The following is an 18,916-nucleotide window of genomic DNA, read 5'->3' on the forward strand; positions in this document are numbered from 1 at the left end:
TGGATAGGCTACAAATTCAAGTTTATTAATTGCGGAGGTCTTCTTATCTTTGCTCCCGATACAAATAAAAAAGCATAATTATATGTTGCAATTAAATTACATCCGCGAAAATCGGGACCATGTAGTTGAAAGGCTTGGAGTTAAGAATTTCAACGAAGTAGAATTGGTCGATCAGATCATTGCTTTAGACGAACAACGTCGCAAAACCCAAAATCATTCTGACTCTATTGCAGCGGAGGCAAACTCGTCCGCGAAGCAAATTGGAGACTTGATGCGTCAAGGCAAGAAAGAGGAAGCTGAAGCAATCAAATCGCGTTCTGCATCATATAAAGAGCAAATCAAAGAACTTACTGAAGCATTGGATAAGATCGAAAAAGAACTGCACGATAAGTTGATCCAATTGCCCAATCTTCCCTATAAGATGGTTCCTGCTGGCTTAACACCAGAGGATAATGAAGTGGTCCTTGAAAACGGAACAGTTCCCCAATTACCTCAAGGCGCCATGCCGCACTGGGAATTGGCAGCTAAATACGATATCATCGATTTCGAATTAGGTACCAAGATCACTGGTGCTGGTTTCCCTGTGTATAAAGGTAAAGGAGCTCGTTTACAACGTGGACTGATCAACTTCTTCTTGGATGAAGCTGCAAAAATGGGCTACCGCGAAGTTCAGGTTCCTATTGTAGTGAATGAAGATTCTGCTTATGCAACAGGGCAATTGCCTGATAAAGAAGGTCAGATGTATCACGTCACGAATGACGACTTTTATTTGATCCCAACAGCAGAAGTTCCAATCACCAATATCTATCGCGATACTATTGTAAAAAGCGATGATTTCCCAATTAAACACTGTGGCTATACACCATGTTTCCGTAGAGAAGCGGGATCCTATGGTGCCCATGTTCGTGGATTGAACAGATTACACCAATTTGATAAAGTAGAATTGGTTCAGATCGTGAATCCAGAAAAATCTTACGAAACACTGGAGGAAATGAGCAGCTATGTACAGTCCTTGTTGCAGAAATTAGGATTGCCATACCGTGTTTTACGCCTATGTGGTGGCGATATGAGCTTTACATCTGCCATGACCTACGATATGGAAACCTATTCAGCAGCGCAAGAGCGTTGGTTAGAGGTATCTTCTGTGTCCAATTTTGAAACTTACCAAGCGAATCGCCTGAAAGTACGTTTCAAAGGCGAAGATGGTAAAACCCAACTAGCACATACCTTAAACGGCTCCGCACTAGCATTGCCTAGGATCGTAGCGACACTCTTAGAAAACAATCAAACCGAAAAAGGCATCAAGATCCCAGAAGTTCTGGTCCCTTATGTAGGGTTTGACTATATTGACTAAAAACAAAACATCCCCGAGAAATCGGGGATGTTTTGTTTTTAGTCAGTATTGAGATATGAGATGTGAGATATGAGATATTAAATTTGAAACCTGTATATCTCAAATCTCAATACTCACATTTCTCTTCAAAAAAATAGCGCCTTTCTATCTCATATCTCACATCTCAATACTCACATCTCTTTTAGAGCCATTCTATCTCATATCTCAATACTCATATCTCAATACTCTCTTAGAGCCTTTCTATCTCATATCTCAATACTCATATCTCAATACTCTCTTAGAGCCATTCTATCTCATATCTCAAATCTCAATACTCATATCTCTTCTCGGCTCCATCCTTACCAAATACTGGTCATTATCATCTTCAAATAAGATCTGTACGACCCAGTTTTCTTCATGGGCGATTTTGATAAGGGTTTGTTGGTCAATATAGAGCCATTTAAAAGGTTGGCCAAGGTTTCCTTTGTATTCGTATTGGAAGTTGATTTCGCCAAAGTAATGATCCGGTCTGGCGATTCTATACTCTTCGTAGAGATAAGATATATCAGAGCTATCAAAGATCAACTGTCCTTTATCTGTAAGCAGGCTTTTAGAATGTTTAAGCAGGTTCCTGAAACCATCTACAGTTTCGGCGATACCTATGCCATTCATTAAGAACAATAAAGTATCATATTTTTTCTCGGCGAACTGAAAGAAATCCGCATGGATTACATTTTTTACGCCACGTTTTTCCATGATTTTGCAGGCGGTCGCCGATATTTCCATAGCATCGACCTCAAATCCTTTCTCCTGCAAATAAAGAGCATGCACACCCGCTCCAGCCCCTACATCCAAGACCTTGCCATCACAAAGGGATAGGGCAATGAATTCCAATTCTGGAATATCTTCTTCTTCCCTGAAAAAAACCTCGATAGGCATTTCCTCAATATCGCCATAGCTACTGTGCAATAGGAGAGGTTCATTCAGTTTTCCTAGCCCATGATAATCATACAGGGCTTCGCCATAAACATCTCTATTCATGGTTTGAAATATTTAGGAAGCGCTTCGCCATTTTTATCTCTTCAGGATCGCCAGTATGCTTGTTTGGCTCATCAGACAGCTTGATCACTGGAGTCCATTCACCCTCATCAGGGAAGGCCTCTGTCATCTTGATCACGATGTTCATTCTCGATAAGCCAACATCATTGGTAAAATCGGTTCCGATACCAAAAGAGTATCCAATCTTACCCTGACAGAAATTCGAAATCTTAACCACCTTCTCATAATCCAAACCATCTGAAAAGATGATGGTCTTATTGAGCGGATTAATGCCTTTGCTATTATAATGGTCTATAGTCTTTTGGGCAAATTCTATCGCATCGCCACTATCATGCCTAACTCCATCAAATAGCTTGCTTAGCTTTTTGTCAAATTGTTTAAAGAAGACTTCCGTAGTATAGGTATCAGAAAGGGCAATCCCTAAGTCACCACGGTACACGTCAGACCAATTCTCCAAGCCCAGCAAATTGGCCATCTTATAACCGTATTTCGCAGCATGGAACATAAACCATTCATGTGCATGAGTGCCAATTGGCTTGATATGGTATTTCATGGCTAAATGCACATTGCTTGTTCCGATAAAAGTCTTGGAAGGATGTTCCTTCAAGGCTTTGATCACTAAATCATGTACAGCATAGGAGTGGCGCCTTCGGGTTCCGAAGTCGGCAATCGTAATATTGAGTTTATCATATTTGTACATCTTTTCATGTACGATATTCATGACCTCCGCATCGTCAACCCTTTTTTGTCCAGTTACCTCATAGTAGGTTTCACAGATTAATGCCATCAATGGTACTTCCCATAAAATGGTCCTGTACCAATAGCCTTCGATCTTCACCGAAAGGTCGGGGCCATTTTGCGTGATCTTGACTTCATCAGGATCAAAATGATACCCTTGTAGGAAATCAAAATAGGTAGGGTCAATATATGGACAGGTCTTTGCGAAAAAGCTTTTTTCCGCAGCAGTAAGCTTCAAATTTGCCAATTGATTTACAGCTTCCCTCAGTTTATCGGCAAAACCCTCTGGAAACTGATGTTTCCCACGGTTAATAAATTGATAGCGAGCTTTCGCTTTTGGAAAGAGTTTCACCACCGCATATTGCATGGTGAATTTGTAAAAATCATTGTCTAAAATGGAGGTAAGTTTTGCCATTCCCTAAAAAATTAATGCTTGTGCTTTATTGAAGTTAACAAAAAGCAGGAACAAAAATGCCTTTTTATCCACAACAAAACAAAAAATCATACCCTTTTGGATTAAAATCTAACCATGGATTTCTATTCCATTAGCTTCCAAATTGAAAGGGTGCAGCCATATTAAAAACAAAGCGGGCTGATCTAGATCAGCCCGCTTTAACAAATTGTTTCAACTAAATATAAAAATTTATCCTCTGTTTCCTCTACCTGAACCACGTTCTGAACGTTGGTTTGATTGTGGTCTTGAAGAGGACCTAGATTCATGGTTTGAACTACGTTGTACAGAAGGACGACTTTGTGGTCTTTCTGAATTGCGTGTTTGAAATACTCTATTTTGCGACCTAGATTCTTGTTGCATTCTAGGTTGGCGTTGTTCTCGCTGTGGAGCCGATTGCCTTTGTTGGCTACGGTTCATCGATTCATTTCTAGTCGGTCTAGAGCTACGGTTCATCGATTCGTTTCTAGTCGGTCTAGAGCTACGGTTCATCGATTCGTTTCTAGTCGGTCTAGAGCTACGGTTCATCGATTCGTTTCTAGTCGGTCTAGAACTACGGTTCATCGATTCGTTTCTAGTCGGTCTAGAGCTACGGTTCATCGATTCATTTCTAGTCGGTCTAGAACTACGGTTCATCGATTCGTTTCTAGTCGATCTAGAGCTGCGGTTCATTGTTTCGTTTCTAGATGAAGAACGATCCATAGATACTTTTCCGCGAGAAGAAGGCTGACGGTCTCTGCTGTTCGTATTTCCTCTTTCTACTCTTCCAGAACGTGAATTATTGGTTGCTTCTCTATTGCTACGGTTTGAATTTCCGTTACCAATATGCATTTCACGTTGTCCGTTGGCATTTCTAGTGATTCTGTAATCTGAATTACTTCTTCCGCTTTGGCTACGTCCTGACCTGTTCTCTACGCGGTTTGCAGGAGATCTGTCAGAAGAACGTGCGTTACGGTTGTTTTCAAGACGGCCACTTCTGCTGTTGGCAGCACGATCCGAACGATTGTTCCTGTCTGGACGGTACATCGATACAGAGCTGCGGCTAACCCGTGAAGCACCACGTCTGTTGTCAAAGTTTACATTTCTAACATCAACACGTCTACCGATGTGTCTTTCGATGTCTCTGCGTGCAGGACCTCCATAGTAACGGTTGTTGTTGACAATGTATGTATTGTTGATAATCGTTGTGTTATTATAAATGTTGCGACGACCATAAGACCAGTGTCTGTTCATATAGCGATCATAGATGCGTGTAGTTGGGATAAATACCCATAAGTCTAGGGGAATACCAAGGCTTACGTTTACACTTATTCCCGGACGCATCGGTGCCCAACCATAGTAGCCACCACCACTACGCCAATCTACCCATGCTGGTCCCCATTCATAGCCTGGAACCCATGCCCAACCTCTATGCGGTCTGTGGATCCAACGACCATAGTGGAAAGGAGCCCAGCCCCAATCGTAATTCGATACCCATGTGTTACCATATTCAGTCATGGTCCAATAACCATTGGTACCATAAGGACGAAAATCATCGTCTTCATCAGGGTACCAGACATCGCCATATTCGTCATCATGATCCCAATCCCCGTAAGGATCCAGTTCTTCATGAAAAACATCGAAATCGACATCATCATATCCCTGCGCCGAAGCGGCATTTATGCTGAATAGCCCTAAGAGCATCATGATAAATGCGGTATATATTGTGGATGTTTTCAAATTTTTCATATGTAAACAATTTAATTTTTTACCATAATTTGTAGGTATGACCAGCGCTTTTGAGAAAAGGTTTAATTGTATAATTATTTTGTCAAACTTTTTTGCTCTTATTGATGTTTCTGCTAATATTGGATAGACTTTCCGAATGGATATTAAGAAATTTTGTACATTTGCCACAAAATATTTCCGAATTAGCAATTGGAAAAACACGTTAATACACATAGTTAATGGCTAAAAAAATTGAGTCCTTATTACTAGAATTTGCGAAGATCCACCGCTTCCTGATGCGTTTTTTTCGCGAAGTGGTGAGTCCGCCATACGAGTTTAAAGAGATCATTAGACAATGTTATGAGATCGGGTGGAAATCATTCCCATTGATTAGTTTAACGGGTTTTATTGTAGGATTTGTTTTTACAAAACAATCTCGACCTTCCTTAGAAGAATTTGGTGCGGCATCCTGGTTGCCAGCCTTAATCTCGATTGCCATCGTAAGGGCATTGGCCCCATTGGTAACGGCCCTTATTGCATCCGGTAAAGTAGGTTCCCAAATCGGGGCCGAATTAAGCTCCATGAATGTTACCGAACAGATCGATGCGATGGAAGTTTCAGGGACCAATCCGTTTAAGTTCTTAATTGTGAGTAGGATATTGGCCACAACTTTTATGATACCGGTTCTCTGTTTTTATGTAGCTGGTATTGGATTGGCAGGGGGTTATTTGAGTATTATTTCCAAAGATCAGTTGAGTATACTAAGCTTTATTACCCAGGTATTTGAAGCAATCGCTCCTAAAGATATTTTCGCCATGGTTTTCCGCGCTATTGTATTCGGTTTTACCATTGGATTTGTCAGTACCTATGTGGGGTATTATTCTTCAAAAGGTACAGAGGGAGTAGGTAAAGCAGCAAACAGTGCCGTTGTGGCGTCCATGTTTATAGTGTTCATCGAGGAACTATTGATCGTTCAGGTTCTAGCTTTAATGGGATAATTGATTATGGAACAGAAAAAGCCAGTAAATATAAATTACGATGATGTAGTGATCAATGTGGAAGGGGTCAGTAAGTCCTTTGGTGATTTGCATGTCCTTCGCAATGTTGACCTACAACTCTATAATGGCGAAAACTTGGTGGTTTTAGGTAGATCGGGTACAGGTAAATCAGTATTGATTAAACTTATTTCCGGTTTATTGAAACCTGATAAGGGAGATATTACGGTACTTGGTGAAGTAGTGAATCAATTGAACGAAAAAGAATTACGCGATTTGCGTTTGAAAATTGGATTCTCTTTCCAAAATAGTGCACTTTATGATAGTATGACGGTACGTGAAAACCTGGAGTTCCCATTGGTCAGAAACAAAAGGAACTTGACTAGGGCAGAGATCGACCGTGAAGTCGAGGACGTATTGGATGGAGTGGGCCTATTGAGGACCATCAATCAAATGCCTTCCGAACTATCCGGTGGTCAAAGAAAACGTATCGGTATTGCACGAACTTTGATTTTAAGACCTGATATCATGATGTATGATGAACCAACAGCAGGATTGGATCCTTTGACTTGTTTGGATATCAATACCCTGATCAATGAGGTTCAAGAACGATATAAGACTTCTTCTATTATTATTACACACGATTTGGCCTGCGCAAAAATGGTAGGCGATAGAGTCGCCATGCTTTTGGATGGCAAATTTGAACGGGTGGGTAAATTCTCTGAGATTTTTGATACAGATGATGAGAGAGTGAAACCTTTTTATGATTATAATTTTATAGTATAGCAAGATATATGGCAACATCAGAGAGAAAACGATCAATAATTGTAGGATTGTTTACCTTCATCGGATTAATCATTTTGGTTGCAGGGATTTTGGTCATTGGAACACAACAGAACAAATTCTCTAAAAACCTGACGGTAACCACTTACTTCAAAGATGTAAAAGGTTTGAAAGTCGGAAATAATGTTTGGTTTTCAGGTGTTAAGGTGGGGATTATCAAAGAAATCAGCTTTGAAAGTGTGGAGAATGTTCGTGTAGTCATGAACGTTGAAGAGAAATCCAGCAAATTTATCCGAAAAGACGTTATCGCAACATTGAGTTCCGATGGTTTGATCGGTAATGCTATTATCAGTTTGGTGGGTGGTACAGAAACCTTCCCACAGATCGAAAATGGTGATGAAATTAAATCAGGTGTTTCAGGTGGAATGGACGCTATGTTGGCTACCCTACAGGTGAACAACGAAAACTTAGTGGAAATAACCAAAAACTTTGCTGCACTATCTAAAAACCTGCTTGAAGGTAAGGGTGCTGTTGGGGCTATGATGACTGATGAAACCATTGCAAACAACTTGAAACAATCTGTTTCTTCGTTGAATGGTACCATGACCCAGGCAAACCAAGCGGTTAACAACTTGGTTGTATTAACCAAAAAGTTGAACAGTAACCAAGGTTTGATCCACGAATTATCTACAGATACTGCTGTGTTTGCTAGTCTAAGAGAGTCTGCTGCACAATTGCAAGGTGTCACTCAAACGGCAACGGCATTGATGGCAAACTTAAATCAGACTTCAGAACGCCTAAACGACAAGGACAATGCAATCGGTGTATTGACCAATGATCCTGAGGCTGCAAATGAAATTAAACAGATTCTAAGGAATCTAAACCTGAGCACGGAAAAGTTGGATGAAAACATGGAAGCATTACAAAGCAACTTCCTGTTGAGAGGTTTCTTTAAGAAAAAAGCAAAAGAAGAAGCAGCCGCAGCTCAAGATTCAATTAAATAATTAAAGAATTTGATCGTCAAAAAGTATAGAAAAGCGTCTGCCAAAGACGCTTTTTATATTTAATAATTGATATGGGAATTACAGAAAAAGATGTTCTTTTCGAAGACAACCATTTCATCGCCATCAATAAACGTGGGGGTGATATCGTCCAGGTGGATGTATCTGGAGATCCTTCTATGGAGGACATGGTCAAACAGTTTTTGGCAAAGAAATACAATAAACCAAATGAGGCTTTTTTAGGGGTTATCCATCGTTTGGATAGACCAGTAAGTGGCATGATCCTCTTTGCCAAAACCAGTAAGGGGTTGGACCGAATGAACCGATTGTTCCATGATCGCAAGGTGGAAAAAACCTACCTAGCCCTGGTTCGTGAAAAACCAGCGCATCCCAAAGGAACTTTGAAAAACTGGTTGTTGCGCGACCGAAAAAAGATGATTACCAAAGCTTATGATCGCGAAGTAAAGAATGGAAGTTATGCTGAACTTAATTATGAAGTGGTTGGAACCCTGGATGGTTATTATTTGCTAAAGGTTAATCCTTTGACGGGTCGTACCCATCAGATCCGCAGCCAACTCGCATACATGGGTTGTCCTATCGTTGGAGACAATAAATATGGTTATCAACGTGGAAGCCACAGAAGGACTATTTGCCTGCATTCAAGATCATTGAGTTTCGTGCACCCCATCAAGGATGAACCGATGATCATTAAGGCTCCATTGCCTGAGGATGGCTTCTGGGAGAAATTTAATGTCCTGATTAAGGGAAACATATAAGAAATTTGGGATAATAACGTTAACTTTGCAATATGAGTTTCATGCAAAAGTTCAGAATAGGTCTAATTGCTAGTTTGCTAAGTATTACCCTGTTGGCTGTGCCAACTGCGAGTTCAGCTCAATGTGCCATGTGTACCTTGAATGCTGAAAACAGTACACAGGAAGGTAATACCCAAGGTAAGGGCTTAAATGATGGGATTTTGTTTTTATTAGCAATGCCATTTATGATTGCTGCTGGTGTGGGTTTCTTATGGTATAAGAAATTCAGGAATACAGGCTCAGCAAATTCATTGAATATGGTTAAACAGGTGGAAGAATAAGGAATGATTTCTAAATTTCAAGCTGTTTGCCAAAGTAAATGTCCCAAGTGTAGAACTGGGAATATGTATAGTGGATCTGCCTATGGTCTATCTAAACAAAAAATGCATGAGTTTTGTCCACATTGTGGATTTAAATTCGAGATAGAACCAGGCTATTTCTATGCAGCCATGTATGTGAGCTATGCTTTTTCGGTAGGCGAGGTATTAATGTTGGCCTTGTTGACAGCTTATTTCACAGGCAGCGAATCTCCATGGACCTATATCATTGTCCTCTTTAGTGCGATCGTGATCTTCGCACCGTTCAATTATCGTTATTCACGTTTGGTTTTATTGCACTATCTTTCTCCGAAGGTATCCTTCGACCCTAAATTGTATGGGGACAGAAAAAATAGTGCAAACCTAAAGGGCTAATTATGGGGGATGTATTGCATGATGCTATCAAACAGAAATGCCTTTTCTACATGATGCCTGCTAATATATTCCTGAAGCCGCTGAATAACCTGCTCTTTAATCCTCTCAATTTCTTCTTCATTGTTCAATACTACCTGAAGGCAATAGGTTTGCCCTTCATGTGGCGAATGGAGCATTTTGAGGAGTTTAATGGCAAATTCAGGATTCTCATTTAATAGACCTTTGGTCCAAGAAATTACTTCCTGATGGATGGAATCTTCGATGATAATTGAAACGTTGTATAGAAACATATAAATCTAAGCTTGATTGAAGCTGTAAAATTAAGGTTGCAAAAGGAACTTTACGGTATTTTTTTATAATATTTGATTAGAGGCTAAAAAAATAGAATGAATTTAAATTACTTGTTCTCTGTTCTACTTATCATGTTAGTTTTCGTTTCATGTAAGCAAGAACAGGGTGGTCAGTTACATGTGCCAATCGAGGACTTTTTCGTTAAGCCAGAAAGAACCTCTTTTAAACTGTCTCCCGATGGAAGCAAAGTAGCTTATCTGGGGGTGCATGACCATTGCAAGAATATCTTCATTCTCGACCTTGAGGAACCCGATTCTTCCAAGCAATTGACCTATCAAGTCAATTTGAACGTCCAAAGCTTTTTCTGGCTGGACAATAAACGCATTATTTTTTCTAATACCCAGTCACCGACGGATAGTTTGAGGATGTTCCAGATCGATGTGAAAACCGAAAAAAGACAGGCCCTTTTTTCGCCTGAAAAGTCCAGGTTGCGTTGGGTTTACCCCATTGTTGAGAAGGATAATAGCATAATGGCTGGATTGAACCTGCGTGATTCGTCCCTGTTTGATCTCTACCGGATTTATCTGGACGGAAGAAAGCCGCAATTGGTGCAGCATAACCCGGGGAATGTCGTGAGCTGGATTGGCGCACCGGATGGTGTGGTTAGAATGGCGCTGACCAGTGATAGCGTGCAAGAGTCATTATTGTACCGAAAAAATGACGGACTGCCTTTCAAAGAGGTCATGAAAAATGATTTCGAAACGATTTTTGTGCCGCTAGGTTTCGTGAAGAATTCTGATAAAAATGTTTATGCCCTATCAAATCAGAACAGAGATAAGATGGCATTGGTGGAGTTTGATGCTGAAAATGGCAAAGAAGTTCGCAATATTTATGAAAACAAACTTGGTGACCTTGGGGTAGAGGGCTACTCTGCCAATTTGCAGGAAATGCTCTATACCACATCCTTCATCGATAAGTTTAAGAAAAACATCTTTAACCCTACCTACGAGCAGGTCTATAAAAAGCTGAAAAAGAAATTTAAGGATTCTGAGATCGGATTCTTGGATAGCGACAGCAGCCTGACCGGCTTTGTGGTGCGTGTCTATAGCGATATACATCCCGGCGAGACCTACTATTACAATAAAGAGAAAGACGATATACAGCTCTTGAATGAAGAGAATCCTAAACTGAAGGATTTGGAGTTCAATCAAATGGAAGAAGTGGAGTTCCTGTCCAGAGATAACAAGAATATCCATGCCTATATTACCTATCCTAAAAATAAAAGAAAGAACAGTCCAGTGGTTGTATTGGTCCATGATGGGCCTAACAGAAGATCGGAATGGGGATTTGATCCCGAAGTTCAGTTCCTTGCCAATCGTGGTTACACGGTCTTCCAAGTAAATTACCGAGGATCGGTTGGATATGGAAAGGACTTTTGGACCTCTGGTTTTAAGGAATGGGGCGGAAAAATCCAATCTGATATTACGGATGGTGTCGCTTGGTTAATCCATCAGGGGATTGCCGATAAGGAAAAGATTGCCATCATGGGGACAGGCTTTGGAGGATATTCAGCTCTTTATGCTGCTGCATTTAACCCTTCTTTGTATAAATGTGCCATCTCCTCTTCGGGATACAGTAATTTATTTACTTATTTCAGGGAGATCCCTCCACATCTAAAACATTACGTACAATTATTCTATAGAATTATCGGGAATCCCGAAACAGAACCAGAATTGTTTCAGGCAATTTCACCAATTTTCCACGCTGACAAGGTGCGGATTCCCATCCTATTTTTCCAAGGAGGAAAAGATAAATACAGTTCAGTTACCGATGCTAATCAATTTGTTGGTAAATTGAAGGGCAATGAAGTTCCAGTTCGTTATATCTTTAAGAAAGAAGAAAGCAAAAGATTCAGGAACGAAGAGAATATTGTCGAATATTATCAGGAGATAGAGAAATTCCTTGCAGTGTACCTGAAGTAATCACACATGGTGAAAAGAGCAAGTAAATACAGGAAAAACATTGGTTTGTTGATTGCCTTTTTGGCCTTTTTGACGGTCCTATATATCATTTCAGTTTTCTTGGCGAGGACGATGATGTCCAACTTTGTGGAATCTGAATTTTACAACCGAAAAGTCGATGTCTTTGATGCGACCCTAAAACCCTTCAACAGTTTTTACAACAACGATATCTCCGAGGTTTCCAATTATCAGGGGTACCTTGACTCCATACATGCCAGTAATTATTCTGAAAAGGTATTGCGCAAAAACCCTTTTATAGATGAGGTGGTCTTTTATGATGTGCTGTTCACCAATCAAAACCCTACGGTTCGCGGTGTACGCTTTCAGAACCTATTGACCTATCCCAGGTCGATCTTTTCCTATAAACTGGATAAAGAAAATAAATTGGTCAAAGCCTCTGTTTCATCCGTAGAAAATAGACCCAATTCCAATGATTTCAATAATATGGCCATTAAAATGGTGAATTTCTTGGACGTCTTGGATGATTCTACCTCATTGAGTGAAAATGATATCTATAGGATCTTTTACAACACGGTCCCTGGAAAAATTACCTATCTGAACATTCCACGTGTCAATACCCTGCGCGCCTATAAATCTATGATGGATGACACCACAGCAATGACTGCACCGGTGGCCTTTGATCAAGATTTATTTGTCTATAAGGTTAATCCACAAAAGATAAAAATAGTCAATAACCAAAAGAGACTGTATGAATCCATTCGAATCAAGGCGATCGCCGATCCGAATGTAATGGAAGAAGAAGCCTATCTTTCCACTGATATGCCGTTGCCAGGTGCTTTAGCCGACTATAAGCTGCAATTCGATTCATCGGAACATTTTTTGAGAGGAGAGATTAATAGAAGATTTTTTCCTGTTGTATTGGGCGTTTCCTTATTATATTTAATTTTGTTATTGATTATTTATTTGATTTATAGGAATATCTCCATTAATAGTAGGTTGTTTCAATTGCAATATGACTTTATCAACAACCTAACGCATGAGTTTAAGACACCTGTGAGCGTGATCAAGATTGCGGGGAACAATATTCGGAGTGCGGAGAAAATAAGTGATCAAGAGCGAGCGATGTATGGAAAGATTCTAGATCAGGAGGCTGACAAATTAAATAATTTAATGAATAAGTTGCTGTCTTTTACGCAGATAGAGAATAAATCATTAAAATTTAAAGGAGAATACATTGATTTGAACAGTTTTTGCGAGGAAGTATTTGCAGGAACGCGTATTAAATATCCCGATCTGAACCTGACGCATCACATTGATGTGGATAGCAAAATGCATACAGATCCGGTTTTATTGAATTCCGTGTTCCAGAATTTAATTGATAATGCATACAAATATTCAGAAGTTTCAAGAAAATTTATTGATATTAGTGTGCAACAATCTAAAAAGCACTTTATCATGAAGTTTAGTGATAAAGGAATTGGGATAAACAAAAATGAACTTAAAAACATATTTAAGAAATTTTATAGAGTAAAGAATCAGTTCAATCAAGGTGGGAGTGTTGGGCTAGGATTGGCATTTTGCAAAGAGATTACCGAATTTATGGGTGGAGAGATCAAAGTCAGTAGTGTGGAGGGAGAAGGGACGACATTTACTTTGAGTTTTCCTAAATAATGTTTAGAATACTATGAATAAAGATATAACTATTGCCGTTGTAGAGGATGATGATAACTTAAGGTTCTTGGTTAGTCACCGTCTACAGACCGAAAATTTTCAAGTAATTCAATGCAGTGACGGCTTGGAGGCTGAGAAAATCATCTTAGACCAAAAGCCGGATATCGTTCTATTGGATTGGATGTTGCCAGGAAAGGAAGGGATAGATGTATGTGAGTCCGTAAGAAAGTCTGGGTTTGAGAACATCATTATCATGATGACCGCCAAATCCCAAGATATCGATAAAATTGATGCATATAGCTACGGAGTGACCGATTATATCACTAAACCATTCAATATGGATGTATTAGTGGCGATGATTGAGAATAAAGTACGCTTCTTTGTGCCTAAAACCCAAAACGAGGTCTACCATTTCGGTGACACCGAACATCACCCCAATGTACATTCGCTGATCAGAGATGGTAAGAAAATCGAGCTTACTATACTTGAAAACCGTATCCTGTTGCACTTCTTGCAAAACAAGGGCAGAGATATCACCCGCGAAGAATTGATGGAGGTGGTATGGGGCTATAGTTCCAACGTGAATACCCGTACATTGGACATGCACGTTGTGCGCTTGAGAAAGAAAATTGAAACCAATCCCGACAAACCTCACTACTTACAAACCGTTAGAGGATTGGGCTATAGATTCATCAATGAAGAGACTGATGATGTAAGTTAGATATTTGTTTTATTAAATTTAATTATATAACTTCGTCAGAAGAGCAAGACCATGTTGTCCTATTAGTGGATAGTGTGGTCTTGTCTTTTTTTTGTTTATTAAAATATTAGAAAACTATAAAAAGAGGGTAAAAGGTACATATTATGGCAGAAGTAACTTATTACACAGAAGAAGGATTAACAAAGCTTAGAGAAGAGCTTCAATACCTAAAAACAGAAGGTCGTTCGAACATCGCTAAAGCAATTGCTGAAGCAAGAGATAAGGGAGACCTTTCGGAGAATGCTGAATACGATGCCGCAAAAGAAGCTCAGGGTCTACATGAAGCCAAGATTGCTAAACTAGAAGAAGTTTTGGCGTCAGCAAGGATCATCGACGAGTCGAGCTTGGATACCTCCAAGGTATTGGCGTTGTCTTACGTAAAGATAAAGAATAAGAAAAATGGAGCAGTCATGTCTTACCAATTGGTTTCGGAAACAGAAGCTGATTTAAAGGCAGGAAAGATTTCTGTTAAATCACCGATCGCTCAAGGTCTACTAGGACTCCAGGTTGGTGATATAGCAACGGTTGAAGTTCCAGCAGGACAACTTGAATTAGAAGTTCTGGAGATTTCAAGATAATGAAATAGAGGTTATGTGCGGTGATGCCATAACCGCACTTTTCTTAAAATTTACAGCCCCGATCTCTCGGGGCTTTTTTATGTCATTATATTCCGCAAGGCGTTTTTTCTAACCTTTCCATAATAATTATATCCTTTTGTTTTTTTGCTGTTGCTTCGGGAATGGCTTTGCTCTCATTCGAGGCATATTCGGGAATTTCAATATATGCCTCGAATAAGGATAAGCTGGCGTAGCCATAAAACTTGCTTGGGCTTGACTCGGAATGGTCGGTTTTGAGAAAATAGTATCTTCCTGTTTGAGTGGAGAAAATAGGGGGTATAAATGGGTTTTTTGTCCTATTTGTAGTTATTTTATTGTTAAGAAATCAATAAATGTCACATTGAAGTTAAATCTTATGCTTCTAGAGGGCTGAATGTCTGTTCATATGTGCACAAAATTATTATCTTTGTTACTCACGAAATTGAACTATAGTTTATGTCAACCATATTCGCTAAAATCGTTGCAGGAGAGATTCCTGCCTATAAAGTTGCTGAGAGCAATGATTACTTAGCTTTTTTAGATATAAATCCACTAACTGAAGGACATGTCTTAGTTATTCCGAAGAAAGAAACAGACTATATCTTTGACATCAACGACGAGGAATATATGGGGATGTGGGTTTTTGCCAAGATTGTTGCCCAAGGGATCAAGCAGGCATTTCCATGTCAGAAGGTAGGAGTAGCTGTAGTTGGTCTAGAAGTTGCCCATGCGCATATTCATTTGATTCCATTGAACCATGTGCATGACATGAACTTTGAAAGACCTAAGTTGAAGCTTTCGGAAGATAGCTTGAACACAATAGCTGACACAATTCGTGATGCAATTTCAACGATAACAAACCCGGCTTAATTCCAAAGCGGGAAATATAATTTACTATGCAAGAATACTTGTTGTCTTTTCAACAATTGCTAGATGCTGAATATCTCTTAAGTCACGGTGGATTCTACATCGTCTGTCTTATAGTTTTTGCCGAAACCGGTCTTTTCTTTGGATTTTTTCTCCCAGGGGATTATTTGTTGTTTTTAGCGGGGCTGTTTTGTGCGCTGGATAAAATCGATGTGGACATTGTTACATTGTATTTCGGTATTTTAGCCGCCGGAATACTCGGTAATTTTGCCGGTTATTGGTTTGGTCATCGAACGGGTCCAATGCTCTTTAAACGGAAGGATTCCATACTTTTCAAGCGGAAATATGTGATCATGGCCGAGGAGTTTTTCCAGAAATATGGTGGTACGGCATTAATAATTGGACGATTTGTACCTATTATTCGTACATTTGCACCCATCTTTGCAGGTGTAGTACAGCTGAACTTCAGGAAGTTCGTGCTGTTCAATGTGCTGGGAGCCCTGTTGTGGGTGTCATTATTGACCCTATCAGGCTATTATTTAGGTATAGAATTCCCGTGGATCATCGATTATGTAGAGTATATCATCGTCGCCTTGATCGTCATCGCATTCCTACCTATCGCAATTGCTCTGTTGAAAAAGTGGCTTAAGAATAGAAAAACGAAAAACGAAATAAACAAACAGTAATTATTTAATGAGTACACAACATCCTTGGCATCAAGTGTCTCCTGGTGAGGACTTGCCTAACTCCGTAAATGCCATTATCGAAATTCCTAAAGGTTCTAAAGCGAAATATGAGATCGACAAAGACAGTGGTTTGATCAAATTGGACCGTGTATTGTTTTCTTCTGTAATGTATCCAGCTAACTATGGTTTCATTCCACAGACATATTGCGATGATAAAGATCCGTTGGACATTTTAGTTTTATGCTCAGTTGATGTTTACCCAATGTGTATGATCGAAGCTAAAGTTGTAGGTGTGATGCACATGATCGACAATGGTGAACAAGACGACAAAATCATTGCCGTTGCCAAACACGATATGTCTGTAAACTACATCAACGACTTATCAGAACTTCCTCCGCACACGATGAAGGAAATCGTTCGTTTCTTCCAAGATTATAAAACCCTAGAGGGTAAGAATGTGACCATTGAGAATCTTTATGGCCGTGCTTATGCTCAGAACATTATCATGGAAAGTATCGAACTTTACAATAAAGAAATTAGGACTAAGTAACCATTTTCATGGACCTCTCAATTTTATTGTCGCTGTTCTTGATGTTTTCCAGCCTACTCGGGCTAGGTCAGGAGCAGCACCCATGGCACCAGGTTTCCCCAGGAAAGGATGCGCCAAATACTGTTACAGCAGTAATTGAAATCCCCAAAGGTAGCCGGGGCAAATATGAAATTGATAAGGCTTCTGGAATGATCAAGTTGGATAGGGTATTGCATTCTTCAATGGTGTATCCTAGCAACTATGGTTTTATTCCACAAAGTTACTGTGGCGACAAAGATCCACTGGATATACTTGTGTTATGTTCAGTGGATCTTGTTCCTGCGTCCCTAGTGGATGCAAAAGTGATCGGTGTGATGGGCATGACGGATTCCGGTGAACAGGATGATAAGATTATTGCCGTAGCGAAAAACGATATGGCCTATAACTACATCAATGATATTTCGGAGCTTCCGCCTCATACCATGAAAGAAATCGTGCAGTTTTTCCAGGAGTATAAAAACCTGGAAGGTAAAAAAGTTATTATTAATAAAATTAGTGGAAGAGCTATCGCTCAAAATGTTATATTAGAGAGTTTAGAATTGTACAAGAAAGAATTCGCTAATAAAAACCTAAATCATGGCAATTGATATTTTTTGGACTATCTTTTTAGTGCTGGCAAATGGTTTTTTCGTTGCAGCTGAATTCGCTATTGTCAAGGTTCGAGCCTCTCAGATTGAGCTACAGGCTAAATCGGGCAGTAAAGTTGCCAAGATGGCCAAGAGCATTACCGATCATTTGGACGGTTACCTAGCTGCTACCCAATTGGGTATTACCTTGGCTTCCCTAGCCTTAGGTTGGGTCGGTGAAGCCGTCATGACGCAGATCGTACACCAGATCTTCGGATTTTTTAACGTTGAACTTACCGGTAAATTAGCGACTAACCTAGGCCATGTCCTAGCGTTCAGTATCATTACCTTTTTACATATTGTTTTTGGGGAGTTGGCACCTAAGTCCATCGCGATCCAAAAACCTGTGGCAACCACGATGAAAGTGGCTGTGCCGCTTCAATTCTTTTATTACATCTTCCGACCGATCATTTGGTTGTTGAACGGTTTCGCCAATTTCCTGTTGAAATTGATCGGGATCCAAGTGAGTGCCCATGAAGCTAGCCATTCATCCGAAGAACTCCAATACTTATTGGAGAAAGGAAAGGAGAGTGGTGCCTTGAACAATGCTGAACATGAGTTGATCAAGAACGTCTTTGATTTCAATGAGCGTATCGTTAAGAATATTATGGTGCCTCGTACTAAGATCGTAGCAGTAGACAAGGATGATACCGCAGAGGAGTTTATCAATACGGTAACGGAAGAGGGATATTCCCGTATTCCGATCTATGATGATAATATTGACCAGATCATTGGTGTTGTCCATACCAAAGACATCTTACCGCTTATTGTAAAGGGTAAAGATGTGGTATTGAAGAACATCATGCGTAAGCCATATTTTATTCCTGAGACCAAAAAGATCAACGACTTGATGACGGAGTTCCAATTGAAACGGATCCAGATTGCTTTTGTCCTTGATGAATTTGGAGGAACAGCTGGTATGGTAACGCTTGAAGATATCGTGGAAGAATTGGTCGGAGAGATCCAGGATGAGTACGATGAGGAAACTCCTGTAGTTGAGCAGATATCTGAAACCGAATTTATGGTGGACGCTGGTGCCAGCGTACATGATGCCAACGGACATTTGCCATTGGAATTACCTGAGAGTTCAGATTATGATACGATAGCTGGTTTGGTTTCGCATCTCTTTGAGAAGATTCCAGATGTTGGCGATAGCACGGAACAATTGGGTTACCGTTTTACCATCATCAAGAAGACCCAACAGAACATAGAATTTGTAAAATTGGACCTTGTCGAAACTCCAAACGATGAGGACGAAGAATAATCCATAATAT

20 protein-coding genes are annotated in these 18,916 nt (G+C 39.9%); 16 read left to right on the top strand and 4 right to left on the bottom strand.

From position 1 onward, the window contains the following. Positions 1–82: 82 nt before the first annotated feature. The gene (gene serS / locus CKW03_RS04720; RefSeq protein WP_093098858.1) at positions 83–1,354 is read left to right on the top strand and encodes a serine--tRNA ligase; all 1,272 of its coding nucleotides are present in this window, start codon (positions 83–85) and stop codon (positions 1,352–1,354) included. Positions 1,355–1,654: 300 nt separating this feature from the next. On the opposite strand, the gene CKW03_RS04725 is transcribed toward serS, so the two are convergent. The 3 genes from CKW03_RS04725 to CKW03_RS04735 all read right to left on the bottom strand — a co-directional run bounded on the left by CKW03_RS04725 (position 1,655) and on the right by CKW03_RS04735 (position 5,309). Beyond that, positions 1,655–2,374 carry a class I SAM-dependent methyltransferase gene (locus CKW03_RS04725; RefSeq protein WP_093098859.1) on the bottom strand — a complete coding sequence of 240 codons (720 nt, stop codon included), beginning with the start codon at positions 2,372–2,374 and terminating at the stop codon, positions 1,655–1,657. Further along, the gene (gene pncB / locus CKW03_RS04730; RefSeq protein ID WP_093098861.1) at positions 2,367–3,545 is read right to left on the bottom strand and encodes a nicotinate phosphoribosyltransferase; all 1,179 of its coding nucleotides are present in this window, start codon (positions 3,543–3,545) and stop codon (positions 2,367–2,369) included. Before pncB ends, CKW03_RS04725 begins: the two co-directional genes overlap by 8 nt. Positions 3,546–3,773: 228 nt before the next feature. After that, positions 3,774–5,309, bottom strand: coding sequence for a DUF6600 domain-containing protein (locus CKW03_RS04735; protein WP_093098862.1), 1,536 nt, complete (start codon positions 5,307–5,309; stop codon positions 3,774–3,776). A gap of 218 nt (positions 5,310–5,527) precedes the next feature. Between CKW03_RS04735 and CKW03_RS04740 the strand changes: the two genes are divergently transcribed. The 6 genes from CKW03_RS04740 to CKW03_RS04765 all read left to right on the top strand — a co-directional run bounded on the left by CKW03_RS04740 (position 5,528) and on the right by CKW03_RS04765 (position 9,574). Further along, entirely contained in the window at positions 5,528–6,286 is a 759-nt protein-coding gene (locus CKW03_RS04740; protein ID WP_093098864.1) for an MlaE family ABC transporter permease, read from the top strand. Between the two features lie 6 nt (positions 6,287–6,292). Beyond that, a complete protein-coding gene (locus tag CKW03_RS04745; RefSeq protein WP_093098865.1) occupies positions 6,293–7,069 on the top strand; it encodes an ABC transporter ATP-binding protein in 777 nt (258 codons plus the stop codon). Positions 7,070–7,077: 8 nt separating this feature from the next. Continuing rightward, entirely contained in the window at positions 7,078–8,070 is a 993-nt protein-coding gene (locus tag CKW03_RS04750; protein ID WP_093098866.1) for an MlaD family protein, read from the top strand. A 71-nt stretch (positions 8,071–8,141) separates the two neighbouring features. Further along, on the top strand, positions 8,142–8,843 hold the full coding sequence (locus CKW03_RS04755; protein WP_093098868.1) for an RluA family pseudouridine synthase: 702 nt from the start codon (positions 8,142–8,144) through the stop codon (positions 8,841–8,843). 41 nt (positions 8,844–8,884) lie between these two features. Then, complete coding sequence (locus CKW03_RS04760; RefSeq protein WP_093099076.1) at positions 8,885–9,163, top strand: CAMCR motif-containing small membrane protein; 279 nt, start codon at positions 8,885–8,887, stop codon at positions 9,161–9,163. A gap of 63 nt (positions 9,164–9,226) precedes the next feature. Further along, positions 9,227–9,574: a DUF983 domain-containing protein gene (locus CKW03_RS04765; RefSeq protein ID WP_236736520.1), complete on the top strand. Its 348-nt coding sequence runs from the start codon at positions 9,227–9,229 to the stop codon at positions 9,572–9,574. On the opposite strand, the gene CKW03_RS04770 is transcribed toward CKW03_RS04765, so the two are convergent. After that, positions 9,571–9,864, bottom strand: coding sequence for a DUF4286 family protein (locus tag CKW03_RS04770; RefSeq protein ID WP_093098871.1), 294 nt, complete (start codon positions 9,862–9,864; stop codon positions 9,571–9,573). The genes CKW03_RS04765 and CKW03_RS04770 overlap by 4 nt on opposite strands. Before the next feature lie 96 nt (positions 9,865–9,960). Between CKW03_RS04770 and CKW03_RS04775 the strand changes: the two genes are divergently transcribed. From CKW03_RS04775 to CKW03_RS04815, 9 genes are all read left to right on the top strand, one after another. Further along, complete coding sequence (locus CKW03_RS04775) at positions 9,961–11,847, top strand: alpha/beta hydrolase family protein (RefSeq protein ID WP_093098872.1); 1,887 nt, start codon at positions 9,961–9,963, stop codon at positions 11,845–11,847. Between the two features lie 6 nt (positions 11,848–11,853). Further along, on the top strand, positions 11,854–13,518 hold the full coding sequence (locus CKW03_RS04780) for a sensor histidine kinase (protein ID WP_093098874.1): 1,665 nt from the start codon (positions 11,854–11,856) through the stop codon (positions 13,516–13,518). 13 nt (positions 13,519–13,531) lie between these two features. Next, positions 13,532–14,239: a response regulator transcription factor gene (locus CKW03_RS04785; protein ID WP_093098875.1), complete on the top strand. Its 708-nt coding sequence runs from the start codon at positions 13,532–13,534 to the stop codon at positions 14,237–14,239. A gap of 143 nt (positions 14,240–14,382) precedes the next feature. Then, positions 14,383–14,856: a transcription elongation factor GreA gene (greA, locus tag CKW03_RS04790; protein ID WP_093098877.1), complete on the top strand. Its 474-nt coding sequence runs from the start codon at positions 14,383–14,385 to the stop codon at positions 14,854–14,856. 474 nt (positions 14,857–15,330) lie between these two features. Further along, positions 15,331–15,744, top strand: a complete 414-nt coding sequence (locus tag CKW03_RS04795; RefSeq protein ID WP_093098878.1) for an HIT family protein — start codon at positions 15,331–15,333, stop codon at positions 15,742–15,744. Positions 15,745–15,770: 26 nt separating this feature from the next. Next, positions 15,771–16,427: a DedA family protein gene (locus tag CKW03_RS04800; RefSeq protein ID WP_093098880.1), complete on the top strand. Its 657-nt coding sequence runs from the start codon at positions 15,771–15,773 to the stop codon at positions 16,425–16,427. Positions 16,428–16,434: 7 nt separating this feature from the next. Then, positions 16,435–16,977 (top strand): inorganic diphosphatase, encoded by a 543-nt coding sequence (locus tag CKW03_RS04805; protein WP_093098881.1) that lies wholly within the window; start codon positions 16,435–16,437, stop codon positions 16,975–16,977. 41 nt (positions 16,978–17,018) lie between these two features. Further along, positions 17,019–17,603, top strand: a complete 585-nt coding sequence (locus CKW03_RS04810; protein WP_093099077.1) for an inorganic diphosphatase — start codon at positions 17,019–17,021, stop codon at positions 17,601–17,603. Beyond that, positions 17,593–18,906, top strand: a complete 1,314-nt coding sequence (locus tag CKW03_RS04815) for a hemolysin family protein (protein WP_093098883.1) — start codon at positions 17,593–17,595, stop codon at positions 18,904–18,906. The genes CKW03_RS04810 and CKW03_RS04815 overlap by 11 nt, the downstream gene beginning before the upstream one ends. Positions 18,907–18,916 lie beyond the last annotated feature (10 nt).

The organism is Sphingobacterium mizutaii (assembly GCF_900187125.1).
GTDB classification, from domain to species: Bacteria; Bacteroidota; Bacteroidia; order Sphingobacteriales; family Sphingobacteriaceae; genus Sphingobacterium; species Sphingobacterium mizutaii.

Excerpts from the sequence above, each read along its gene's own strand:
- CKW03_RS04780 (WP_093098874.1), top strand. The coding sequence starts at position 11,854 with ATGGTGAAAAGAGCAAGTAAATACAGGAAAAACATTGGTTTGTTGATT.
- CKW03_RS04785 (WP_093098875.1), top strand. The coding sequence starts at position 13,532 with ATGAATAAAGATATAACTATTGCCGTTGTAGAGGATGATGATAACTTA.
- CKW03_RS04755 (WP_093098868.1), top strand. The coding sequence starts at position 8,142 with ATGGGAATTACAGAAAAAGATGTTCTTTTCGAAGACAACCATTTCATC.
- CKW03_RS04740 (WP_093098864.1), top strand. The coding sequence starts at position 5,528 with ATGGCTAAAAAAATTGAGTCCTTATTACTAGAATTTGCGAAGATCCAC.
- serS (WP_093098858.1), top strand. The coding sequence starts at position 83 with ATGTTGCAATTAAATTACATCCGCGAAAATCGGGACCATGTAGTTGAA.
- CKW03_RS04805 (WP_093098881.1), top strand. The coding sequence starts at position 16,435 with ATGAGTACACAACATCCTTGGCATCAAGTGTCTCCTGGTGAGGACTTG.
- CKW03_RS04770 (WP_093098871.1), bottom strand. The coding sequence starts at position 9,864 with ATGTTTCTATACAACGTTTCAATTATCATCGAAGATTCCATCCATCAG.
- CKW03_RS04800 (WP_093098880.1), top strand. The coding sequence starts at position 15,771 with ATGCAAGAATACTTGTTGTCTTTTCAACAATTGCTAGATGCTGAATAT.
- CKW03_RS04775 (WP_093098872.1), top strand. The coding sequence starts at position 9,961 with ATGAATTTAAATTACTTGTTCTCTGTTCTACTTATCATGTTAGTTTTC.
- CKW03_RS04810 (WP_093099077.1), top strand. The coding sequence starts at position 17,019 with ATGTTTTCCAGCCTACTCGGGCTAGGTCAGGAGCAGCACCCATGGCAC.
- greA (WP_093098877.1), top strand. The coding sequence starts at position 14,383 with ATGGCAGAAGTAACTTATTACACAGAAGAAGGATTAACAAAGCTTAGA.
- CKW03_RS04760 (WP_093099076.1), top strand. The coding sequence starts at position 8,885 with ATGCAAAAGTTCAGAATAGGTCTAATTGCTAGTTTGCTAAGTATTACC.
- CKW03_RS04735 (WP_093098862.1), bottom strand. The coding sequence starts at position 5,309 with ATGAAAAATTTGAAAACATCCACAATATATACCGCATTTATCATGATG.
- CKW03_RS04750 (WP_093098866.1), top strand. The coding sequence starts at position 7,078 with ATGGCAACATCAGAGAGAAAACGATCAATAATTGTAGGATTGTTTACC.
- CKW03_RS04815 (WP_093098883.1), top strand. The coding sequence starts at position 17,593 with ATGGCAATTGATATTTTTTGGACTATCTTTTTAGTGCTGGCAAATGGT.
- CKW03_RS04725 (WP_093098859.1), bottom strand. The coding sequence starts at position 2,374 with ATGAATAGAGATGTTTATGGCGAAGCCCTGTATGATTATCATGGGCTA.
- CKW03_RS04745 (WP_093098865.1), top strand. The coding sequence starts at position 6,293 with ATGGAACAGAAAAAGCCAGTAAATATAAATTACGATGATGTAGTGATC.
- CKW03_RS04795 (WP_093098878.1), top strand. The coding sequence starts at position 15,331 with ATGTCAACCATATTCGCTAAAATCGTTGCAGGAGAGATTCCTGCCTAT.
- pncB (WP_093098861.1), bottom strand. The coding sequence starts at position 3,545 with ATGGCAAAACTTACCTCCATTTTAGACAATGATTTTTACAAATTCACC.
- CKW03_RS04765 (WP_236736520.1), top strand. The coding sequence starts at position 9,227 with ATGTATAGTGGATCTGCCTATGGTCTATCTAAACAAAAAATGCATGAG.